The organism is Streptomyces sp. NPDC033216 (assembly GCF_055577115.1).
Map to the genome: position 1 here is coordinate 94,290 of NZ_JBVIQK010000003.1, position 19,345 is coordinate 113,634.

Below are 19,345 nucleotides of genomic sequence, written 5' to 3' on the forward strand. Positions count from 1 at the left end.
GCCCGCCCGTCACCGCTTGCCCTTCGGGTCGGTCAGACCCGCGCGGCGCAGAGCGTCCGCCATCGCGCTGTTGGCCGGCGGCGGAGCCTGCCGCCCGCCGGCGGGCCGCTGGCCCTCGCCGCGCTGCCCCTCCTGCCGGCGCGGCCCGCCCTGCCGACGCTGCTGGGGCGGACGCCCGCCGCGCTGCGGCCGGCCCTCGCCCGACGGGTCTCCCTTCGGGGCCGCCTCGTCGTCCAGCCGGAGCGTCAGGGAGATCCGCTTGCGCGGGATGTCGACGTCGAGGACCTTCACCTTGACGATGTCACCGGGCTTGACCACGTCGCGCGGATCCTTGACGAAGGTCCTGGACAGCGCGGAGACGTGCGCCAGTCCGTCCTGGTGGACGCCGATGTCGATGAACGCCCCGAAGGCCGCGACGTTGGTGACGACCCCCTCGAGGACCATCCCGGACTCCAGGTCGGAGATCTTCTCCACGCCGTCCTTGAACGTGGCCGTCCTGAAGGCCGGCCGCGGGTCGCGGCCGGGCTTCTCCAGCTCCTTCAGGATGTCGGTGACGGTCGGCAGACCGAATGTCTCGTCCACGAAGTCGGCCGGCCGCAGAGAACGCAGCACGGCCGTGTTGCCCACCAGCGAGGCGACCTCCTGACCGGACGTCTTCACCATCCGCCGCACCACCGGGTACGCCTCGGGGTGCACGCTGGAGGCGTCCAGCGGGTCGTCGCCGCCCCGGATCCGCAGGAAGCCCGCGCACTGCTCGTACGCCTTGGGACCGAGCCGGGGCACCTTCTTCAGCGCCTGCCGGGACGTGAAGGGCCCGTGGGAGTCCCGGTGCGCCACGATGTTCTCGGCGAGGCCGGAGGTGATGCCGGAGACCCGGGCGAGCAGCGGGGCCGAGGCGGTGTTGACGTCGACACCGACGCCGTTCACACAGTCCTCCACCACCGCGTCCAGCGAACGCGACAGCTTCAGCTCGGACAGGTCGTGCTGGTACTGCCCGACCCCGATCGACTTCGGGTCGATCTTGACCAACTCGGCCAGCGGGTCCTGGAGCCGGCGCGCGATCGAGACCGCGCCGCGCAGCGACACGTCCATGTCGGGCAGCTCCTGCGAGGCGAACGCCGACGCCGAGTACACCGACGCGCCGGCCTCGGACACCATCACCTTGGTGAGCTTCAACTCCGGGTGTTTGTCGATGAGTTCGCCGGCGAGCTTGTCGGTCTCGCGGGACGCGGTGCCGTTGCCGATCGCGATCAGCTCGACGGCGTGCTCCTTCGCCAGCCGCGCCAGCGCGGCGATCGCCTCGTCCCACTTGTTCGCCGGGACGTGCGGGTGGATGACGTCCGTGGCGACGACCTTGCCGGTCGCGTCGACGACGGCGACCTTCACGCCGGTGCGGAAGCCGGGATCCAGGCCGAGCGTCGCGCGGGTGCCCGCCGGGGCGGCGAGCAGCAGATCGCGCAGGTTCGCCGCGAACACGTTCACCGCCTCGTCCTCGGCGGCCGTGCGCAGCCTGAGCCGCAGATCGATGCCGAGATGCACGAGGAGGCGGGTGCGCCAGGCCCAGCGGACCGTGTCCTTCAGCCACTTGTCGCCCGGTCGGCCCCGGTCGGCGATGCCGAACCGGTGCGCCACGATCCCCTCGTACGAGGACGGCCCTTCCGTCGGTTCCTCCGGCTCCAGGACGAGGTCGAGGACCTCCTCCTTCTCACCGCGCAGCATCGCCAGGATCCGGTGCGAGGGCAGGGCGGTGAACGGCTCGGCGAAGTCGAAGTAGTCGGCGAACTTCGAGCCCGTCTCCTCCTTGCCCTCCCGCACCTTCGCGGCGAGCCGGCCCCGCACCCACATGCGCTCGCGCAGCTCGCCGATCAGGTCGGCGTCCTCCGAGAACCGCTCGGTGAGGATCGCCCGCGCGCCGTCCAGCGCGGCCTGCGGATCGGCGACGCCCTTGTCGGCGTCGACGAACGCGGCCGCCGCGGCGAGCGGCTCCACCGAGGGGTCGCCGAGCAGCCCGTCGGCGAGGGGCTCCAGGCCGGCCTCCCGCGCGATCTGCGCCTTCGTCCGCCGCTTCGGCTTGAACGGCAGGTAGATGTCCTCGAGCCGCGCCTTGGTCTCGGCGCCCCGGATCCGCGCCTGGAGCTCGTCGGTGAGCTTGCCCTGCTCGCGCACGGATTCCAGGATCGCCGTCCGGCGCTCCTCCAGCTCCCGCAGATAGCGCAGCCGCTCCTCGATCGTGCGCAGCTGCGCGTCGTCGAGCATCTCGGTCGCTTCCTTGCGGTAGCGGGCGATGAAGGGCACCGTCGAGCCGCCGTCGAGCAGCTCCACGGCGGACTTCACCTGCCGCTCCCGTACGCCGAGTTCCTCGGCGATCCTGCCTTCGATGGACCCTGCGAGGGGTGGCAGCTGTGTCGTCACGATTCCCGTACCGCCTTCTCCACTGAGGTTGCGCGGCAATTGTGGCAGGCGGCACCGACACCCGGGGATCAGGGCGCGTCCGGGCCGGCCCTCAGGACGTGCCGCGCCGCGTGCTGGAGGAGGCCCCGCCGAACAGCCGGGCAAGAGCCCGGAAGGGCAGGGTCACCACGGTGGCGATCGCACCGCCGATCTGACGCAGTACGTCTGCGATGGCACGGAACACGGAGTTCTCCTTTCGTCCTCCGGCCGAACGGCCGGGCTGTCCGGATACCTCGCCGGCGGCCGATCATGCGCCTGCGGGTTCCCTGGTCCCCGGCTGCCAGGGCGTTTTCCCGCTCTTTGTCCGGGACCGTGCCCAGCGTGGGGCAGGGGGCGCCGGCCCCGGCGTCGGCCGACACGTGCGAGGCGGCGGCGCGGGCCGTGCGCTCGCGTCACCCGCACGACGGGGACCGCACGCCATGCCGTCGAGAGCCTCCCCGGCGGTCCGCCGTGCGCGGGCGGCCGCGCATGGCGGAAAAGGTGGGGACTCGTCGTTGCGGCCACGGGGCGGCCCGCGAAGAATCGACCGCATGGCCCAGCGAACCGTTCTCGTCGTCCTCTTCGACGATGTCCAGAGCCTCGACGTCACCGGCCCCGTGGAGGTCTTCGCCGGGGCCGACACGCTCACGCCGGGCACGTACCGCGTCCGGACCGCCTCTCTGGACGGCGGTGCCGTGCGCACCTCCAGCGGCCTGACCCTCGTACCCGACACTGCCCTCGCCGACGCGCCCGGCCCGCACACCCTCCTCGTGCCGGGCGGGCAGGGCACCCGCACGCCCGACCCGCGGCTGACCGACTGGCTGCGCGAGCACGGCCCGCGTGCGGAACGCCTGGTCTCCGTGTGCACCGGCGCGATCCTGCTGGCGCAGGCGGGACTGCTGGACGGCCGCCGCGCCACCACCCACTGGGCGTACTGAAACCATCGCCCGGGACCACCCGGCGATCGAGGTCGAGGCCGACCCCGTCTATGTGCGCGACGGGCACGTCTCCACCTCGGCCGGTGTCTCCGCCGGATCGCCGGCGACGAACACGCCCAGGCCGTCCAACTGCTGACCGAGTACGACCCGCGGCCGCCCTACGACGCCGGGTCACCGGACAAGGCACCGGCACACCTCGTGGAGGAGTTCCGTGCCGCGAGCCGGTTCACCCTGACGTAGTCCACCGGTTCACCCTGACGTAGTCCAGGTGAAGCGCGGCTCTCTGCGCTCCAGGAAGGCGGCGACCCCCTCCGCGGTGTCGCCGCCTGCCCGCGCCTGCGCCGTCCAGTGGGCGTCGCGGTCCGTGCGTCCGTCGGCGAACTCCTTCGCCGCGGCCTGCGTCAGCCGTGACCGGGACACCAGGACACGGGTGAACTGCGCGACCCTTTCGTCGAGTTCGCCGGCCGGCCGCACCTCGTCCACCAGACCCGTGCGCAGCGCCCGCTCCGTGTCGATCAGCTCGCCGGAGAACAGCAGGTACTTGGCGGTGGCCGGACCCACCAGCGCCACCAGCCGCCGGGTGGCGGAGGACGGGTAGACGATCCCGAGCTTGGCCGGCGTCACCCCGAACAGCGCCCCCTCCTCGGCGAACCGCAGGTCGCAGGCGGCCGCGAGCTGCGCGCCGCCACCCACGCAGTGCCCCTTCACCGCGGCCAGCGTCGGCTTGGGGAAGGCGGCGAGGGCCTCCTCGGCCCGCACGGCCAGTGCCTGGGCCTCGGCCGGCGAGCCCCGCAGGGTGGAGATGTCGGCCCCCGCGCAGAAGGTGCCGCCCGCGCCGGTCAGTACCAGGGCCCCTACGGCGGGATCGGCGGCCAGCTTCTCCAGCAGCGGCGGCAGCGCCCGCCACATCGCGGCCGTCATGGCGTTGCGCTTGGCCGGATGGTGCAGGACGACGGTGGCGACAGCGTCGGTGACACCGTGCAGCAGTTCGGGCTCCATGGCCCGGATGCTAACCGTCCGGCCGTGCACACGATCAAGCCGGCCGGCGAGCGTCACGGCATCGACGCGGAGGGACGTGGGGCGGGCGCTACGAGGAGGTGCCGAAAGACGTGTCGACGCGGCCCCCGAGCGGGACGAGCGCACGGCCCGACGCGTACAACCCGAAGAGTGCGCGAAGGCGGCACGGGCGAGCCAGAAGTGGGCGCACCCCTGGCATTCGGCGACTCCGGCGGTCGGAAACGCTCGATATGGGCTGACTTCTGTTCAGTTATCAGGCGGGAAGCGCGGCGTTACCAACACTCGACGTGTGGTGACAATCGAGCGCAAGGACGGCGACCGGACGATGGAGAACCACGGGCGCGAGCCCGGCCCACGCCCCGAGGGTGACGCGGGGACACCTCCCGAGACGCCGGAGGCGTCCCCGGCCGACAGAGGGCCGCACCAGCCGCCCCGACCGCTGCCGTACGAAGGTGTCTGGCGGTTCACCGCGCCCGCCGAGGACGCCTCGGTCCCGCAGGCCCGACACGCCGTGCGGGACCTGCTGCACCGGCAGGGGGTGCCCGTCTCGGACGACCTGGTCCAGGGCCTGTTGCTGATCGTCTCCGAGCTGGTGACCAACGCCGTGCGGCACGCTGCGCTGCTGTCGCCGATGCTCGCGGTGGAGGTGGCCGTGGGGGCCGAGTGGGTGCGGGTGTCCGTGGAGGACAACCACCCCTACCGCCCGACCGCCCTGGAGGCCGACCACGGCCGGACGGGCGGCCGGGGGCTGCTGCTGGTACGGGAGATCACCCGGGAGGCGGGCGGGGTGTGCGACGTCGAACACACCTCGGGCGGCGGCAAGGTGATCTGGGCCGCCCTGCCGCTCAAGCCCGCGGGACCGCGCTAGTTCGCCGGCCGGCGGTTCACCAGCCGGCCGAGGGGCCCGTCAGCTCCCGTACCGCCGGCCTGGCCGCGTCCAGCACGGTCATGAACCAGGACGAGAACACGTCCCGCGCGTGCCGCTCCGCCAGCTCGGCGGGCGTCACGAAGACGGTGTCGCCCACCTCTTCCGGGTCCGGCCGCAGCGCGGACTGCACCATCCCCACGAACAGGTGGTTGTACTCCTGCTCCACCAGGCCCGAGGCCGGGTCCGGGTGGTTGTAGCGGACCGTGCCCGCCTCCGCCATCAGCGAGGGGGACACTCCCAGCTCCTCGAAGGTGCGCCGCGCGGCCGCCGCGAACGGCCCCTCACCCGGATAGGGGTGACCGCAGCAGGTGTTGGACCAGACGCCGGGGGAGTGGTATTTGCCGAGCGCCCGCCGCTGGAGCAGCAGCCGGCCCCGCTCGTCGAAGAGGAACACCGAGAACGCCCGGTGCAGCCGCCCCGGCGCCTGATGGGCCGCGAGCTTCTCCGCGGTGCCGATGGTCACGCCGTCCTCATCGACCAGTTCCAGCAAAATCGCGTCCGCGGTGCCGTTCGACGAGCCGTTCGTCGCGGTGGCAGGTGTGATCGGCATACCCATCCTTAACATCGGTCCTCGCGCCCCAGTCTGCCGCACGTGCACGGTGCTCCCGGCACTTCCGTACGAACGCCCGCATGTCCCGCCGCCGGCATCGCCGGAAAAGGCGTCCGGTAAGTGATCTTGCCCGGTGCCGCGGGCACGGAACCGTCAGGAACGGGTGTGCGAACGCCGTGCCGCGCCGGCGATCAGTGGCACAGCCGCGCCTCGTGCTCCGCGTGCCCGCCCGGCTCCAGCTGGAAGGTGCAGTGCGCCACGTCGAAGTGATCGCCCAGGCAGCCCTGGAGTTCGTGCAGCATCTTCTCGTGGCCGATCGCGTCCAGCACGTCCGAGCGCACCACCACGTGTGCCGACAGCACCGGCATCCCGGAGGTGATCGTCCAGGCGTGCAGGTCGTGCACGTCCTCCACGCCGTCCAGGGCGACCAGGTGGGTGCGCACCTCGGCCATGTCGACCCCCTTCGGAGCCGCCTCGAGCAGCACGTCCAGCGTCTCGCGCAGCAGCTTCACCGTCCGCGGGACGATCATGAGGCCGATGACGAGCGAGGCGACCGGGTCGGCGGCCTGCCAGCCCGTCGTCAGGATCACCACCGCCGACAGCAGCACCGCGACCGAGCCCAGCGCGTCCGCCGCCACCTCGAGGAACGCGCCGCGCACGTTGAGGCTGTCCGCCTGCCCGCGCATCAGCAGCGTCAGCGAGACCATGTTGGCGACCAGGCCGATCCCACCGAACACGATCATCAGGGCGCCCTCGGTCGGGGCCGGCGTGAAGAACCGCTGCACGGCCTCGTACACGACGTAACCGCCCACGCCCAGCAGCAGCAGACAGTTGGCGAGGGCGGCCAGGATCTCGGCGCGGGCGTACCCGAAGGTGCGGTTGCCGGACGGCGGGCGGCCCGCGAAGTGGATGGCGAGCAGTGCCATGCCCAGGCCCAGCGCGTCGGTCGCCATGTGCGCCGCGTCGGCGACCAGGGCGAGGGAGTCGGCGAGCACACCGCCGACGATCTCCACCACCATGACGGTCAGCGTGATCGACAGTGCGGCCCGCAGCCTTCCGCGGTACGCCGCCGCGGCCGTACCCGTGGCCGGCGCGTGCGTGTGACCGTGGCCGTGATCGTGCCCAGCCCCCATGAGAAACAGCCTCCTGTGATCCGCCCGGGACCCCAGTGAACTACGGGTGGGGGGTATCCGGCAACGCGGCACTGAACACCGTTGTCATATGCCCTGACCTGCGGAAACGAACGGCAGGTCAGACGCCTGCGGACGGCTCACCCGCCGTGGTGCAACTGCCAGCCCCGCCAGGCCGAACCGACCATCTCGCGCATCCCCCGCGACGCGCTCCAGCCCAGCTCCCGGGCCGCCAGCGCCGCCGACGCCACCGCGCGCGGCGCGTCGCCGGGGCGTCGTCCCTCGACCACGGCCGGCCGGCTGTCGCCGGTGACCTCACCGATCAGCGTGACCAGCTCGCGCACCGAGACGCCCTCGCCCCGGCCGATGTTCACCGTCAGATCGCCGCTCGCGTCCGGCTCGGCGAGCCGCCGGGCCGCCGCGAGATGCGCCTCGGCCAGGTCGGCGACGTGGATGTAGTCCCGCACACAGGTGCCGTCCGGCGTCGGATAGTCGTCACCGAAGATCCGCGGGGCCTCGTCGCGCGTGAGCCGGTCGAAGACCATCGGGACGATGTTGAAGACGCCGGTGTCCGCCAGCTCGGGCTCGGCCGCCCCGGCCACGTTGAAGTAGCGCAGGCACGTGGTCGCGATGCCGTGCGCCTCGCCCGCCGCCCGCACCAGCCACTCCCCGGCGAGCTTGGTCTCGCCGTACGGGTTGACCGGGGCGCAGGGGGTGTCCTCCGTGATCAGGTCCACGCCCGGGTTGCCGTAGACGGCGGCGGACGAGGAGAACAGGAAGCGCCGGACACCGGCCTCGGCGACCGCCTCGAGCAGGGTGGCCAGACCTCCGACGTTCTCCCGGTAGTAGCGCGTGGGCCGCGCCACCGACTCGGCGACCTGCTTGCGCGCCGCCAGGTGCACCACCCCGGTCACCGCGTGCTCGGCCAGGACGCGCTGGAGCAGGCCGGCGTCGAGCGCCGAGCCCGCCACCAGCGGCACCTCCGCCGGCAGCCGCGCGGGGACACCGGCCGACAGGTCGTCCAGTACGACGACGCGCTCGCCGGCGCCGGTCATGGCCCGCGCCACATGTGCCCCTATGTATCCGGCCCCGCCGGTGATCAGCCACGTCATGGCCGCCCACCCTATGCCGAGGCCGTGGGTCCGTGCGCAATGTCCCGGATGTCTGCCGTGCGGGAGCGCGGTTTGTCGGCGGGGCCGCCGATCGCACATGATGATCTCGGCGAAGGCCGGTCCGGAGCGTGTGGATCGGACCTGAACGGCCGGTGAACACGGCCTTCCGGGCATCCGATAGCCTCTGCCGAACGCCGCGCGCCCGGTGCCCTCACCGGTGCCGTCCAGGGGTGCCCGCCACGCAGAGCCCACCATGCAGAAGACCGGCGCGCACGCGCCGGGACCCAGGGAGTGAGTTCGGTTGTCGACCGCCATCCTCACCGGTCAGCCGGTCCCCGGTTCGTCGATCGAGGAAGACCTGCGGTCCCTCGGCTTCGACGTCCGGACCGCCGCCGATGCCGCCGACGCGGAGACGCTTCTCGCCGCCGTCCCGGGCGACCAGCGGGTCGCCGTCGTCGACACCCGCTTCGTGGGCCATCAGCACGCGCTGCGCCTGGGCCTGACCGACCCCCGCTTCCCGCTCGCCGCGGTGCCGGGCGCCGTCACCGCGCAGCCGGCCGGCCGCCAGGCACTGACCCGCGCCATGGCCCGCGAGAACTCCGCGAGCGGCGGCACCGCGCTCGCCGTGGACAGCCTCGCCGACCGCATCGCCACCGCCCTCGACGCCGACGGCAGCGAGGTCCACCGGCCCGAGCTGGGCAGCCTGGTCGCCGCGGTCCCCGCCGACCCCCAGTCCCGCAACGAGGCACGGCAGGCCGTCGGCGCCGTCGACGACGAGGCCGTACGCCTGAAGTCGGCCGTGAAGGCCCGCGACGGCTTCTTCACCACGTTCTGCATCAGCCCCTACTCGCGCTACCTCGCCCGCTGGTGCGCCCGCCGGGGACTGACCCCCAACCAGGTCACCACCGCCTCGCTGATCACCGCGCTGATCGCGGCGGGCTGCGCGGCCACCGGCACCCGCGGCGGATACATCGCCGCCGGGCTGCTGCTCCTCCTCTCCTTCGTCCTGGACTGCGCCGACGGCCAGCTCGCCCGCTACTCCCTCCAGTACTCCACCCTCGGCGCCTGGCTCGACGCCACCTTCGACCGGGCCAAGGAGTACGCCTACTACGCCGGCCTCGCCCTCGGAGCGGCCCGCGGCGGTGACGACGTCTGGGCGCTGGCCCTCGGCGCGATGGTTCTGCAGACCTGCCGGCACGTCGTGGACTTCTCCTTCAACGAGGCCAACCACGACGCCACCGCCAACACCAGCCCCACCGCCGCCCTCTCGGGCAAGCTGGACAGCGTCGGCTGGACGGTCTGGGTGCGCCGGATGATAGTGCTGCCCATCGGCGAACGATGGGCCATGATCGCCGTCCTCACCGCGGCCACCACCCCGCGCATCACCTTCTACGCCCTTCTCGTCGGCTGTGCCTTCGCCGCGACGTACACGACGGCGGGCCGCGTCCTGCGCTCCCTGACCCGTAAGGCCAGGCGCACGGACCGGGCCGCACTGGCCCTGGCCGACCTCGCGGACAGCGGGCCCGTGGCCGTCCTGCTCGCCCGCGTCCTGCCGCCCACCCGCTTCCTCCCGCCGATCGTCTGGGTCGCCTCCGGGGCGGCCTTCCTGCTGCTCGGGGCCTGGCTCCACGGGGCCGGCCGGCTTGTCGTCCTGGGTGCCGTCGTCTACGCGCTGGTGTCCGGTGAAGCCGTCGCCCGCCCCCTCAAGGGCGCCCTCGACTGGCTCGTCCCGCCGCTCTTCCGCGCCGCCGAGTACGGCACGGTGCTGATCCTCGCGGCGAAGGCGGACGTGAACGGAGCGCTACCGGCGGCTTTCGGGCTGGTGGCCGCCGTCGCCTACCATCACTACGACACGGTGTACCGCATCCGCGGCAACGCCGGAGCGCCGCCTGCCTGGCTGGTGCGCGCCGTCGGGGGGCAGGAGGGGCGGACGCTGCTCGTGGCCGTCCTGGCCGCCGTACTCACCGCCCGGCAGTTCACCGTCGCGCTCACGGTCCTCGCCGTGGCCGTCGCCCTCGTGGTGCTCGCCGAGAGCATCCGCTTCTGGGTCTCCGCAGGGGCCCCAGCCGTACACGATGAAGGAGAACCCGCATGATCGGCCTCGTGCTGGCGGCCGGCGCCGGACGGCGTCTGCGCCCCTACACCGACAGCCTGCCGAAGGCGCTGGTGCCGGTGGGGCCCGCGGGCATAGAGGGCGAACCCACGGTGCTGGACCTGACCCTCGGCAACTTCGCCGAGATCGGTCTGACCGAGGTCGCGGTCATCGTCGGCTACCGCAAGGAAGCCGTGTACGAGCGCAGGGCGGCCCTGGAGGCGAAGTACGGCCTCAAGCTGACCCTCATCGACAACGACAAGGCCGAGGAGTGGAACAACGCCTACTCCCTGTGGTGCGGGCGTGACGCCCTCAAGGACGGGGTGATCCTCGCCAACGGCGACACGGTGCACCCGGTCTCCGTGGAGAGGACGCTGCTCGCCGCCCGCGGCGACGGCAAGAAGATCATTCTCGCCCTCGACACCGTGAAGTCCCTCGCGGACGAGGAGATGAAGGTCGTCGTCGACCCCGACAAGGGCATGACGAAGATCACCAAGCTGATGGACCCCGCCGAGGCCACCGGCGAGTACATCGGCGTCACTCTCATCGAGGGCGACGCCGCTCCCGAACTGGCCGACGCGCTGAAGACCGTGTGGGAGACCGACCCCCAGCAGTTCTACGAGCACGGCTACCAGGAACTGGTGAACCGCGGCTTCCGGATCGACGTGGCCCCGATCGGCGACGTCAGCTGGGTCGAGATCGACAACCACGACGATCTCGCCCGTGGACGGGAGATCGCGTGCCAGTACTGACCCGGCTGATCCCCTCGCCGGTCGTCGTCGACATCCGTCCGGGTGCCCTCGACGACCTCGTGGGGGTCCTCGCCGACGAGCGCATCTCGCACTCCGGCAAGCTCGCGATCGCCGTCAGCGGCGGCTCGGGTGCCCGGCTGCGCGAGCGCCTCACCCCCGCCCTGCCCGGCGCCACCTGGTACGAGGTGGGCGGCGGCACCCTCGACGACGCCGTGCGGCTCGCCGGTGACATAAAGGCCGGCCACTACGACGCCGTCGTGGGCCTGGGCGGCGGCAAGATCATCGACTGCGCCAAGTTCGCCGCGGCACGGGTCGGCCTCCCGCTCGTCGCCGTACCGACGAACCTCGCGCACGACGGCCTGTGCTCGCCGGTCGCCACCCTCGACAACGACGCGGGCCGCGGTTCCTACGGTGTGCCCAACCCGATCGCCGTCGTGATCGACCTGGACGTCATCCGCGACGCGCCGGTGCGCTACGTACGGGCCGGCATCGGTGACGCCGTCTCCAACATCTCCGCGATCGCCGACTGGGAGCTCGCCCACCGCGTCAAGGGCGAGAAGATCGACGGCCTCGCCGCCGCGATCGCCCGGCAGGCCGGCGAGGCCGTCCTCAGGCACCCGGGCGGCATCGGCGACACCGGCTTCCTCCAGGTGCTCGCCGAGGCGCTCGTCCTCAGCGGCATCGCGATGTCGGTGTCCGGCGACTCCCGCCCGTCCTCCGGCGCCTGCCACGAGATCAACCACGCCTTCGACCTGCTCTACCCCAGGCGCGCCGCCGCCCACGGCGAGCAGTGCGGCCTGGGCGCGGCCTTCGCGATGTACCTGCGCGGCGCCCACGAGGAGTCGGCGTACATGGCCGAGGTCCTGCGCCGGCACGGGCTGCCGGTGCTGCCCGGCGAGATCGGCTTCACGACGGAGGAGTTCGTCAAGGTCGTGGAGTACGCCCCGCAGACCCGCCCCGGCCGTTACACGATCCTCGAACACCTCGACCTCAAGACCGAACAGATCAAGGACACCTACGCCGACTATGTCAAGGCCATCGGTAGCTGAACTCAGACCGGTCGTCCACCCCGCGGGGGTGAAGGACCGGCGCAGCGGTGAGCACTGGATGGGACGCCTCTACATGCGTGAGGTGTCCCTGCGGGTCGACCGCTACCTGGTGAACACCAGGGTCACGCCCAACCAGCTCACGTACCTGATGACCGTCTTCGGCGTGCTCGCGGCCCCGGCGCTGCTGGTGCCGGGGATCACGGGCGCGGTGCTGGGCGTCGTCTGCGTGCAGATGTACCTGCTGCTGGACTGCGTCGACGGCGAGATCGCCCGCTGGAAGAAGCAGTACTCGCTCGGCGGCGTCTACCTGGACCGGGTCGGCGCCTATCTGACCGACGCCGCGGTGCTCGTCGGCTTCGGCCTGCGCGCCGCCGACCTGTGGGGCACGGGGCGCATCGACTGGCTGTGGGCCTTCCTCGGCACGCTGGCCGCGCTCGGCGCCATCCTGATCAAGGCGGAGACCGACCTCGTCGGCGTCGCCCGCCACCAGGGCGGACTGCCGCCGGTCCAGGAGACGGCGTCCGAGCCGCGCTCCTCCGGCATGGCGCTGGCCCGCCGGGCCGCCGCCGCGCTCAAGTTCCACCGCCTGGTCCTCGGCATCGAGGCCTCGCTGCTCATCCTGGTGCTGGCGATCGTGGACCAGACGCGCGGCGACCTCTTCTTCTCCCGGCTCGGCGTCGCCGTACTGGCCGGTATCGCGCTGCTCCAGACGGTGCTGCACCTGGTGTCCATCCTCGCGTCCAGCAGGCTGCGGTGAGCGCCCCCATGAAGGTCGGCGCGGTGATCATCACCATGGGCAACCGTCCCGAGGAACTGCGCGCCCTGATCGAATCGATCGCCAGGCAGGACGGCGACCCGGTCGAGGTCGTCGTGGTGGGCAACGGCTCCCCGGTCCCCGACCTCAGCGAGTTCTCCGCGCACGTGCGCACCGTCGAACTGCCCGAGAACCTGGGCATCCCCGGCGGCCGCAACGTCGGCACGGCGGCCTTCGGCCCCAGCGGCCGCGACGTCGACGTGCTGATGTTCCTGGACGACGACGGACTGCTCGCCCGGCACGACACCGCACGGCTGTGCCGCGAGGCCTTCGCGGCCGACTCCGAGCTGGGCATCATCAGCTTCCGCATCGCCGACCCCGAGACCGGGGTCACCCAGCGCCGCCACGTGCCCCGGCTGCGTGCCTCCGACCCGATGCGCTCCTCCCGCGTCACCACCTTCCTCGGCGGCGCCAACGCGGTGCGCACCCAGGTCCTCGCCGAGGTCGGCGGGCTCCCGGACGAATTCTTCTACGCCCACGAGGAAACCGACCTGGCATGGCGGGCCCTCGACGCGGGCTGGATGATCGACTACCGGTCCGACATGGTGCTGCACCACCCCACGACCGCTCCCTCGCGGCACGCGGTCTACCACCGCATGGTCGCCCGCAACCGGGTCTGGCTGGCCCGCCGCAACCTCCCCACGCTCCTCGTCCCGGTCTATCTCGGCGTCTGGCTGTTGCTCACTCTCGTGCGCCGCCCCTCGCGCTCGGCCCTGAAGGCGTGGTTCGGTGGTTTCCGGGAAGGGTGGACCACCTCGTGCGGACCGCGCAGGCCCATGAAGTGGCGTACGGTGTGGCGGCTGACCCGACTGGGCCGGCCTCCCGTCATCTGACAAGCTCGTCCCCGAGGGCCCCGGGCCGTTCCGCGGCCCCCCGGCACGTGCCGGCCCGGTCGAGGCCGCGCATCCCGAAGACGAAAGTTTCCTACTGGTGAGTGAGACAACGCATGACGGCGGAGTCGCGGTGAGTGCGCCGCCGTCGCCCGACGAGGGCCTCACGGCGGCACAGCTGGCCGCCAGGCACGGGTTGGCCGTGAGCGGTGCCCGGCCCCCGCTGCGGGAGTACGTCCGCCAGCTCTGGGGGCGTCGTCACTTCATCCTGGCCTTCTCCCAGGCGAAGCTGACCGCGCAGTACAGCCAGGCCAAGCTGGGCCAGCTGTGGCAGGTGGCCACGCCGCTGCTGAACGCCGCCGTGTACTTCATGATCTTCGGCGTGATCCTGAACGCCAGCCGCGGCATGGCCAAGGAGGTGTACATCCCGTTCCTCGTCACGGGCGTGTTCGTCTTCACCTTCACCCAGTCCTCGGTGATGAGCGGGGTCCGCGCGATCTCCGGCAACCTCGGCCTGGTCCGCGCCCTGCACTTCCCGCGGGCCTCGCTGCCGATCTCCTTCGCGCTCCAGCAGCTCCAGCAGCTGCTGTATTCGATGATCGTGCTGTTCCTCGTGGTGATCGGCTTCGGCAGCTACCCGGACGCCTCCTGGGCCCTGATCGTCCCGGTGCTGGTGCTCCAGTTCTGCTTCAACACCGGGCTGGCGCTGATCTTCGCGCGGGCCGGCGCGAAGACCCCGGACCTCGCCCAGCTGATGCCGTTCGTCATGCGGACCTGGATGTACGCCTCCGGCGTCATGTTCTCCATCCCCGTCTTCCTCGCCGAGAAGCCGCAGTGGGTGGCCAACGTCCTCCAGTGGAACCCGGCCGCCATCTACATGGACCTGATGCGCTTCGCCCTCATCGACGAGTACGGCGCCGAGAACCTGCCCGAGCACGTGTGGGCGGTCGCCGGCGGCTGGGCCGCGCTGTTCGCGATCGGCGGCTTCGTCTACTTCTGGCAGGCGGAGGAGAGGTACGGCCGTGGCTGACCAGGCGCCGGGCACCCGGGTCCCCACCGTCATCGCCGACGACGTGCACATCGTCTACCGCGTCAACGGCACCCGGACGGGCAAGGGCAGCGCCACCGCCGCCCTCAGCCGTATCGTCAAGCGCAGCGAGGACCGGGGCGTGCGCAAGGTGCACGCGGTGCGCGGCGTCTCCTTCGTCGCCCACCGGGGCGAGGCCATCGGCCTGATCGGCTCCAACGGCTCCGGCAAGTCCACGCTGCTGCGTGCCATCGCCGGCCTGCTGCCGCCGGAGAGCGGCAAGGTCTACACCGACGGCCAGCCCTCCCTGCTCGGCGTGAACGCCGCCCTCATGAACGACCTCACCGGCGAGCGCAACATCGTCCTCGGCGGACTGGCCATGGGCATGTCCCGAGAGCAGATCAAGGAGCGCTACCAGGAGATCGTCGACTTCTCCGGCATCAACGAGAAGGGCGACTTCGTCACCCTGCCCATGCGCACCTACTCCTCCGGCATGCAGGCCCGACTGCGGTTCTCCATCGCAGCGGCCAAGGACCACGACGTGCTGATGATCGACGAGGCGCTGGCCACCGGCGACGCGAAGTTCCGCAAGCGCTCCGAGGAGCGCATCCGGGAGCTGCGCCGGCAGGCCGGGACGGTGTTCCTGGTCAGCCACAGCAACAAGTCGATCCGCGACACCTGCGACCGCGTGCTGTGGCTGGAACGCGGAGAACTGCGCATGGACGGACCGACCGAAGAGGTCCTCAGGGAGTACGAGAAGTTCACCGGGAAGTGACCCGGTGCCGTCGGGGCCCCGCCGGAACCTTCCGGCGGGGCCCCGCGTCTGCAAAAGAAGTGTCAACTTCCGCCTGGCGTAGGAATCTTGACGCTGATCGGTGTGTTGTCGTGATGTGCGGGACACCCGCGCGGACCTCGCTGCGTCGTACAACGTAAGCTGTAGCGGTCCCGAATCGAGTCAAGTGGGGCGATAACGCGCGACGCCCTCGGACACCGCCGCCGCGCGGGCGGCCGGGCGGCGTGTCCGAAATAGTGGGTGTCGGGTTGTCGGTGTAGAACGGGAGATGTGACGGCAATGGCTATGGAAACTCCCCAGCTCAACGCAGCATGCGCCGTCCCTGCTCCCGGCAGCCGACGATGACGCCGCCGAGCGTCGCGGACGCGGAGCGCGGCACCCTCGCCAAAGCCGCCCACGAGAACTTCCCGGTGGCCCCGTTCTTCCTGCCCGGGGACTGGCGCGAGGATCTGGTCGCCGTGTACGGATTCGCCCGCCTCGTCGACGACATCGGCGACGGTGACCTGGCGCCCGGCGGGGTCGACGCCCACCTGCTCGGCGTGCCGGCCGGCGAGGCCGAGGACCGGCTGGTCCTCCTCGACGCCTTCGAGGACGACCTGCGGCGCGTCTTCCACGGCACGCCCCGCCACCCCCTGCTGCGCCGCCTCCAGCCGACCGTGCGCCGCCGCTCGCTCACCCCCGAGCCCTTCCTCGGCCTGATCGCCGCCAACCGCCAGGACCAGCTCGTCACCCGGTACGAGACCTACGACGACCTGCTGGCCTACTGCGAGCTGTCCGCCAACCCCGTGGGCCGGCTGGTCCTCGCCGTCACCGGCACCGCGACTCCCGAACGCGTCCGCCGCTCCGACGCGATCTGCACGGCGCTCCAGATCGTCGAGCACCTCCAGGACGTGGCCGAGGACCTCGGCCGCGACCGTGTCTACCTTCCCGCCACGGACATGAAGCGTTTTCACGTCCAGGAGGCGGATCTCGCCGCGGCCACCGCGGGCGCGTCGGTGCGCGCCCTGGTCGCCTTCGAGGCCCGGCGCGCCCACGACCTGCTGGACGAAGGCGCCCCTCTCGTGGGGAGCGTCCACGGCCGGCTCAGGCTGCTGCTCGCGGGCTTCGTGGCGGGAGGAAGGGCGGCGCTCCACGCGATCGCCGCCGCCCATCACGACGTTCTTCCCGGCCCGCCCAAGCCCGGCAGGCTCCGGCTGCTGCGCGAGGTGGGCGTGACCCTGCGAGGAGAGGGGTGATCCGGAACGTGGACTCTCCGACACCCGTGTCCGCACCGGTACTCGCCGCCTACGGCTACTGCGAGACCGTCACCGGACAGCAGGCGCGCAACTTCGCCTACGGCATCCGGCTGTTGCCCACCGCCAAGCGGCGCGCGATGTCGGCGCTGTACGCGTTCTCGCGCCGCGTCGACGACATCGGCGACGGCGCGCTGGACGGCGAGGTCAAGGGAGCCCGGCTGGCGGACACACGGGCGCTGCTCACCCGGGTCCGCGCGGGTGAGGTCGAGGAGGACGACACCGACCCCGTCGCGGTCGCCCTCGCGCACGCCGCGCGGACGTTCCCGATCCCGCTCGGCGGCCTGGACGAGCTGATCGACGGCGTCCTGATGGACGTCCGCGGCGAGACCTACGAGACGTGGGACGACCTGAAGGCGTACTGCCGGTGTGTGGCGGGCGCCATCGGGCGGCTCTCCCTCGGCGTGTTCGGCACGGAGCCGGGGGCGCGCGGTGCCGAGCGGGCGCCGGAGTACGCCGACACCCTCGGCCTCGCCCTCCAGCTGACCAACATCCTCCGGGACGTCCGCGAGGACGCCATCGGGGGGCGCACCTATCTGCCCGCCGACGATCTCGCCAAGTTCGGCTGCTCGGCCGGGTTCGACGGGGCGACGCCGCCGGAGGGCTCCGACTTCGCGGGCCTCGTGCACTTCGAGGTGCGACGGGCCCGCGCCCTCTTCGCCGAGGGCTACCGGCTGCTCCCGCTGCTCGACCGCCGCAGCGGCGCCTGCGTGGCCGCGATGGCCGGTATCTACCGCCGCCTCCTCGACCGCATCGAGCGCGACCCCGAGGCCGTCCTGCGCGGCCGGGTCTCCCTGCCCGGCCGGGAGAAGGCGTACGTCGCCGTCCGCGGACTCTCCGGTCTGGACACCCGCCAGGTGTCCCGGCTGGCCGGCAGGAGGCAGATCTGATGGACCCACGGGGCGACAGAGTGGACCAGGGCGACGGTACCGGGGAAGAACGGCGGGCAACCCTCCGCCGCGGCGCGGCGTCCCTGACTGCGACGGCCGGCCGTGCGGATTCCCACGGTAGCGGTGGGCGCACGGGGGAGGGTTCACGATGAGCGACGAGCCACGCTCCGCAGTCCCGGAGACCTCCGGCCGGGACGCCGTCGTGATCGGCGGAGGGCTCGCCGGCATCACCGCCGCGCTCGCGCTCGCCGACGCGGGCGTCCGTGTCACCCTGCTCGAAGGCCGGCCCCGGCTCGGCGGCCTGGCCTTCTCGTTCCGGCGCGGCGAGCTCACCGTCGACAACGGCCAGCACGTCTACCTGCGTTGCTGCACCGCCTACCGCTGGTTCCTCGACCGCATCGAGGGGGCGGCGCTGGCACCGCTCCAGAACCGTCTCGACGTGCCCGTCGTCGACCTCGCCCGGCCCGAGGGGCGACGGCTCGGCAGACTGCGGCGCGACGCGCTGCCGGTCCCCCTCCACCTGGCCCGCAGTCTCGCCACGTATCCCCACCTCTCGCTCGCCGAACGTGCCGGCGTCGGCCGGGCCGCGCTCGCGCTCAAGGGGCTCGACCTCGCCGATCCGGCCCTGGACGCCCAGGACTTCGGTAGTTGGCTGACCGCGCACGGCCAGTCGGCGCGCGCCGTCGAGGCACTGTGGGACCTGGTCGGGATCGCCACCCTCAACGCGGTGGCGGGCGACACCTCCCTGGCGCTGGCCGCGATGGTGTTCAAGACCGGCCTGCTGTCCGACCCGGGCGCGGCCGACATCGGCTGGGCCCATGTCCCGCTGGGCGAACTGCACGACCGGCTGGCCCGCAAGGCGCTCGACTCCGCGGGCGTGCGCACCGAGGTCCGTACCCGCGTCACCTCCCTCTCCGCCGACGACAACGGCACGTGGACGGTCCGGGTTCCCGGCCGGACGCTCAGCGCGGACGCCGTCGTGCTCGCCGTACCGCAGCGCGAGGCTCACGACCTGCTGCCGGACGGGGCACTCGACGCCCCCGAGCGTCTCCTGGAGATCGGGACGGCGCCGATCCTGAACGTGCACGTCGTCTACGACCGCAAGGTGCTCGACGTTCCCTTCCTCGCCGCACTCGGCACCCCCGTACAGTGGGTGTTCGACCGCACCGACGCCTCCGGACTGCGCGAGGGCCAGTACCTCGCCCTGTCGCAGTCCGCCGCGCAGGCCGACATCGACGCGCCCGTCGCCGCACTGCGCGAGCGCTATCTGCCCGAACTGGAGCGGCTGCTGCCGGCAACCCGCGGCGCCACGCTGCGGGACTTCTTCGTGACCCGCGAACGCACGGCCACCTTCGCTCCCACCCCCGGCGTCGGACTGCGCAGGCCCGGCGCCCGCACCAAGTCACCCGGCCTGTACCTGGCCGGAGCGTGGACCGCCACCGGGTGGCCCGCGACCATGGAGAGCGCGGTCCGCAGCGGCGTGAGTGCGGCGGACGCCGCCCTCGGCCCCCTGGACCGGCCCCGCCCCCGCCGCCTCTTCGCCCTCGACGAGGCGGCCCACCACATCCCCCCGGGGGACGCCGCATCCGACGGCGGCCGCGCCGCGGGCCGGACCCCGGGCCGAGAACCGGAGGGCCCCGGTGTTCCCCTGCGAGGTGGGACCCGGTGACGTTCGATCAGCACGGCGCGGCACACCCCCGC

18 protein-coding genes and 1 pseudogene are annotated in these 19,345 nt (G+C 72.3%); 13 read left to right on the plus strand and 6 right to left on the minus strand.

Features of this window, described 5'->3' with window-relative positions; genetic code table 11:
• Positions 1-9: 9 nt before the first annotated feature.
• Together ACZ5Y0_RS07090 and ACZ5Y0_RS07095 are read right to left on the minus strand one after the other, a co-directional pair.
• On the minus strand, positions 10-2,412 hold the full coding sequence (locus ACZ5Y0_RS07090) for a helix-hairpin-helix domain-containing protein (RefSeq protein WP_469127604.1): 2,403 nt from the start codon (positions 2,410-2,412) through the stop codon (positions 10-12).
• 91 nt (positions 2,413-2,503) lie between these two features.
• The gene (locus ACZ5Y0_RS07095) at positions 2,504-2,635 is read right to left on the minus strand and encodes an LPFR motif small protein (RefSeq protein ID WP_469127605.1); all 132 of its coding nucleotides are present in this window, start codon (positions 2,633-2,635) and stop codon (positions 2,504-2,506) included.
• Positions 2,636-2,981: 346 nt separating this feature from the next.
• Here ACZ5Y0_RS07095 and ACZ5Y0_RS07100 point away from each other — a divergent pair.
• Positions 2,982-3,465: pseudogene (locus ACZ5Y0_RS07100) on the plus strand (AraC family transcriptional regulator); the annotation flags it as partial.
• A gap of 152 nt (positions 3,466-3,617) precedes the next feature.
• On the opposite strand, the gene ACZ5Y0_RS07105 reads toward ACZ5Y0_RS07100, so the two are convergent.
• Entirely contained in the window at positions 3,618-4,367 is a 750-nt protein-coding gene (locus tag ACZ5Y0_RS07105; RefSeq protein WP_469127606.1) for an enoyl-CoA hydratase/isomerase family protein, read from the minus strand.
• Positions 4,368-4,710: 343 nt separating this feature from the next.
• On the opposite strand from ACZ5Y0_RS07105, the gene ACZ5Y0_RS07110 reads away from it, so the two are divergent.
• Positions 4,711-5,253, plus strand: coding sequence for an ATP-binding protein (locus ACZ5Y0_RS07110; RefSeq protein WP_469128018.1), 543 nt, complete (start codon positions 4,711-4,713; stop codon positions 5,251-5,253).
• Positions 5,254-5,269: 16 nt separating this feature from the next.
• On the opposite strand, the gene idi is transcribed toward ACZ5Y0_RS07110, so the two are convergent.
• The 3 genes from idi to galE form a co-directional block, all read right to left on the minus strand.
• The gene (gene idi, locus ACZ5Y0_RS07115) at positions 5,270-5,863 is read right to left on the minus strand and encodes an isopentenyl-diphosphate Delta-isomerase (RefSeq protein WP_469127607.1); all 594 of its coding nucleotides are present in this window, start codon (positions 5,861-5,863) and stop codon (positions 5,270-5,272) included.
• Between the two features lie 191 nt (positions 5,864-6,054).
• Entirely contained in the window at positions 6,055-6,996 is a 942-nt protein-coding gene (locus ACZ5Y0_RS07120) for a cation diffusion facilitator family transporter (RefSeq protein ID WP_469127608.1), read from the minus strand.
• A 137-nt stretch (positions 6,997-7,133) separates the two neighbouring features.
• Complete coding sequence (gene galE / locus ACZ5Y0_RS07125) at positions 7,134-8,105, minus strand: UDP-glucose 4-epimerase GalE (protein ID WP_469127609.1); 972 nt, start codon at positions 8,103-8,105, stop codon at positions 7,134-7,136.
• Positions 8,106-8,406: 301 nt separating this feature from the next.
• Here galE and ACZ5Y0_RS07130 point away from each other — a divergent pair, with 301 nt between their 5' ends.
• The 11 genes from ACZ5Y0_RS07130 to hpnE all read left to right on the plus strand — a co-directional run bounded on the left by ACZ5Y0_RS07130 (position 8,407) and on the right by hpnE (position 19,313).
• On the plus strand, positions 8,407-10,200 hold the full coding sequence (locus ACZ5Y0_RS07130; protein ID WP_469127610.1) for a DUF5941 domain-containing protein: 1,794 nt from the start codon (positions 8,407-8,409) through the stop codon (positions 10,198-10,200).
• A complete protein-coding gene (locus ACZ5Y0_RS07135) occupies positions 10,197-10,949 on the plus strand; it encodes a phosphocholine cytidylyltransferase family protein (protein WP_469127611.1) in 753 nt (250 codons plus the stop codon). The genes ACZ5Y0_RS07130 and ACZ5Y0_RS07135 overlap by 4 nt, the downstream gene beginning before the upstream one ends.
• Positions 10,937-11,998, plus strand: a complete 1,062-nt coding sequence (locus tag ACZ5Y0_RS07140; RefSeq protein WP_469127612.1) for an iron-containing alcohol dehydrogenase family protein — start codon at positions 10,937-10,939, stop codon at positions 11,996-11,998. Before ACZ5Y0_RS07135 ends, ACZ5Y0_RS07140 begins: the two co-directional genes overlap by 13 nt.
• Positions 11,976-12,755, plus strand: coding sequence for a CDP-alcohol phosphatidyltransferase family protein (locus ACZ5Y0_RS07145; RefSeq protein ID WP_469127613.1), 780 nt, complete (start codon positions 11,976-11,978; stop codon positions 12,753-12,755). The genes ACZ5Y0_RS07140 and ACZ5Y0_RS07145 overlap by 23 nt, the downstream gene beginning before the upstream one ends.
• Positions 12,756-12,763: 8 nt before the next feature.
• Complete coding sequence (locus tag ACZ5Y0_RS07150; protein ID WP_469128019.1) at positions 12,764-13,645, plus strand: glycosyltransferase family 2 protein; 882 nt, start codon at positions 12,764-12,766, stop codon at positions 13,643-13,645.
• 97 nt (positions 13,646-13,742) lie between these two features.
• Positions 13,743-14,672: an ABC transporter permease gene (locus tag ACZ5Y0_RS07155; protein ID WP_469127614.1), complete on the plus strand. Its 930-nt coding sequence runs from the start codon at positions 13,743-13,745 to the stop codon at positions 14,670-14,672.
• Entirely contained in the window at positions 14,665-15,444 is a 780-nt protein-coding gene (locus tag ACZ5Y0_RS07160; protein ID WP_467516167.1) for an ABC transporter ATP-binding protein, read from the plus strand. Before ACZ5Y0_RS07155 ends, ACZ5Y0_RS07160 begins: the two co-directional genes overlap by 8 nt.
• Before the next feature lie 359 nt (positions 15,445-15,803).
• Complete coding sequence (gene hpnC, locus ACZ5Y0_RS07165) at positions 15,804-16,697, plus strand: squalene synthase HpnC (RefSeq protein WP_469127615.1); 894 nt, start codon at positions 15,804-15,806, stop codon at positions 16,695-16,697.
• Positions 16,694-17,644: a presqualene diphosphate synthase HpnD gene (gene hpnD / locus ACZ5Y0_RS07170; protein WP_469127616.1), complete on the plus strand. Its 951-nt coding sequence runs from the start codon at positions 16,694-16,696 to the stop codon at positions 17,642-17,644. Before hpnC ends, hpnD begins: the two co-directional genes overlap by 4 nt.
• Positions 17,644-17,796 (plus strand): DUF6380 family protein, encoded by a 153-nt coding sequence (locus ACZ5Y0_RS07175; protein WP_469127617.1) that lies wholly within the window; start codon positions 17,644-17,646, stop codon positions 17,794-17,796. The genes hpnD and ACZ5Y0_RS07175 overlap by 1 nt, the downstream gene beginning before the upstream one ends.
• Positions 17,793-19,313, plus strand: coding sequence for a hydroxysqualene dehydroxylase HpnE (gene hpnE, locus ACZ5Y0_RS07180; RefSeq protein ID WP_469127618.1), 1,521 nt, complete (start codon positions 17,793-17,795; stop codon positions 19,311-19,313). Before ACZ5Y0_RS07175 ends, hpnE begins: the two co-directional genes overlap by 4 nt.
• Positions 19,314-19,345: the final 32 nt, after the last annotated feature.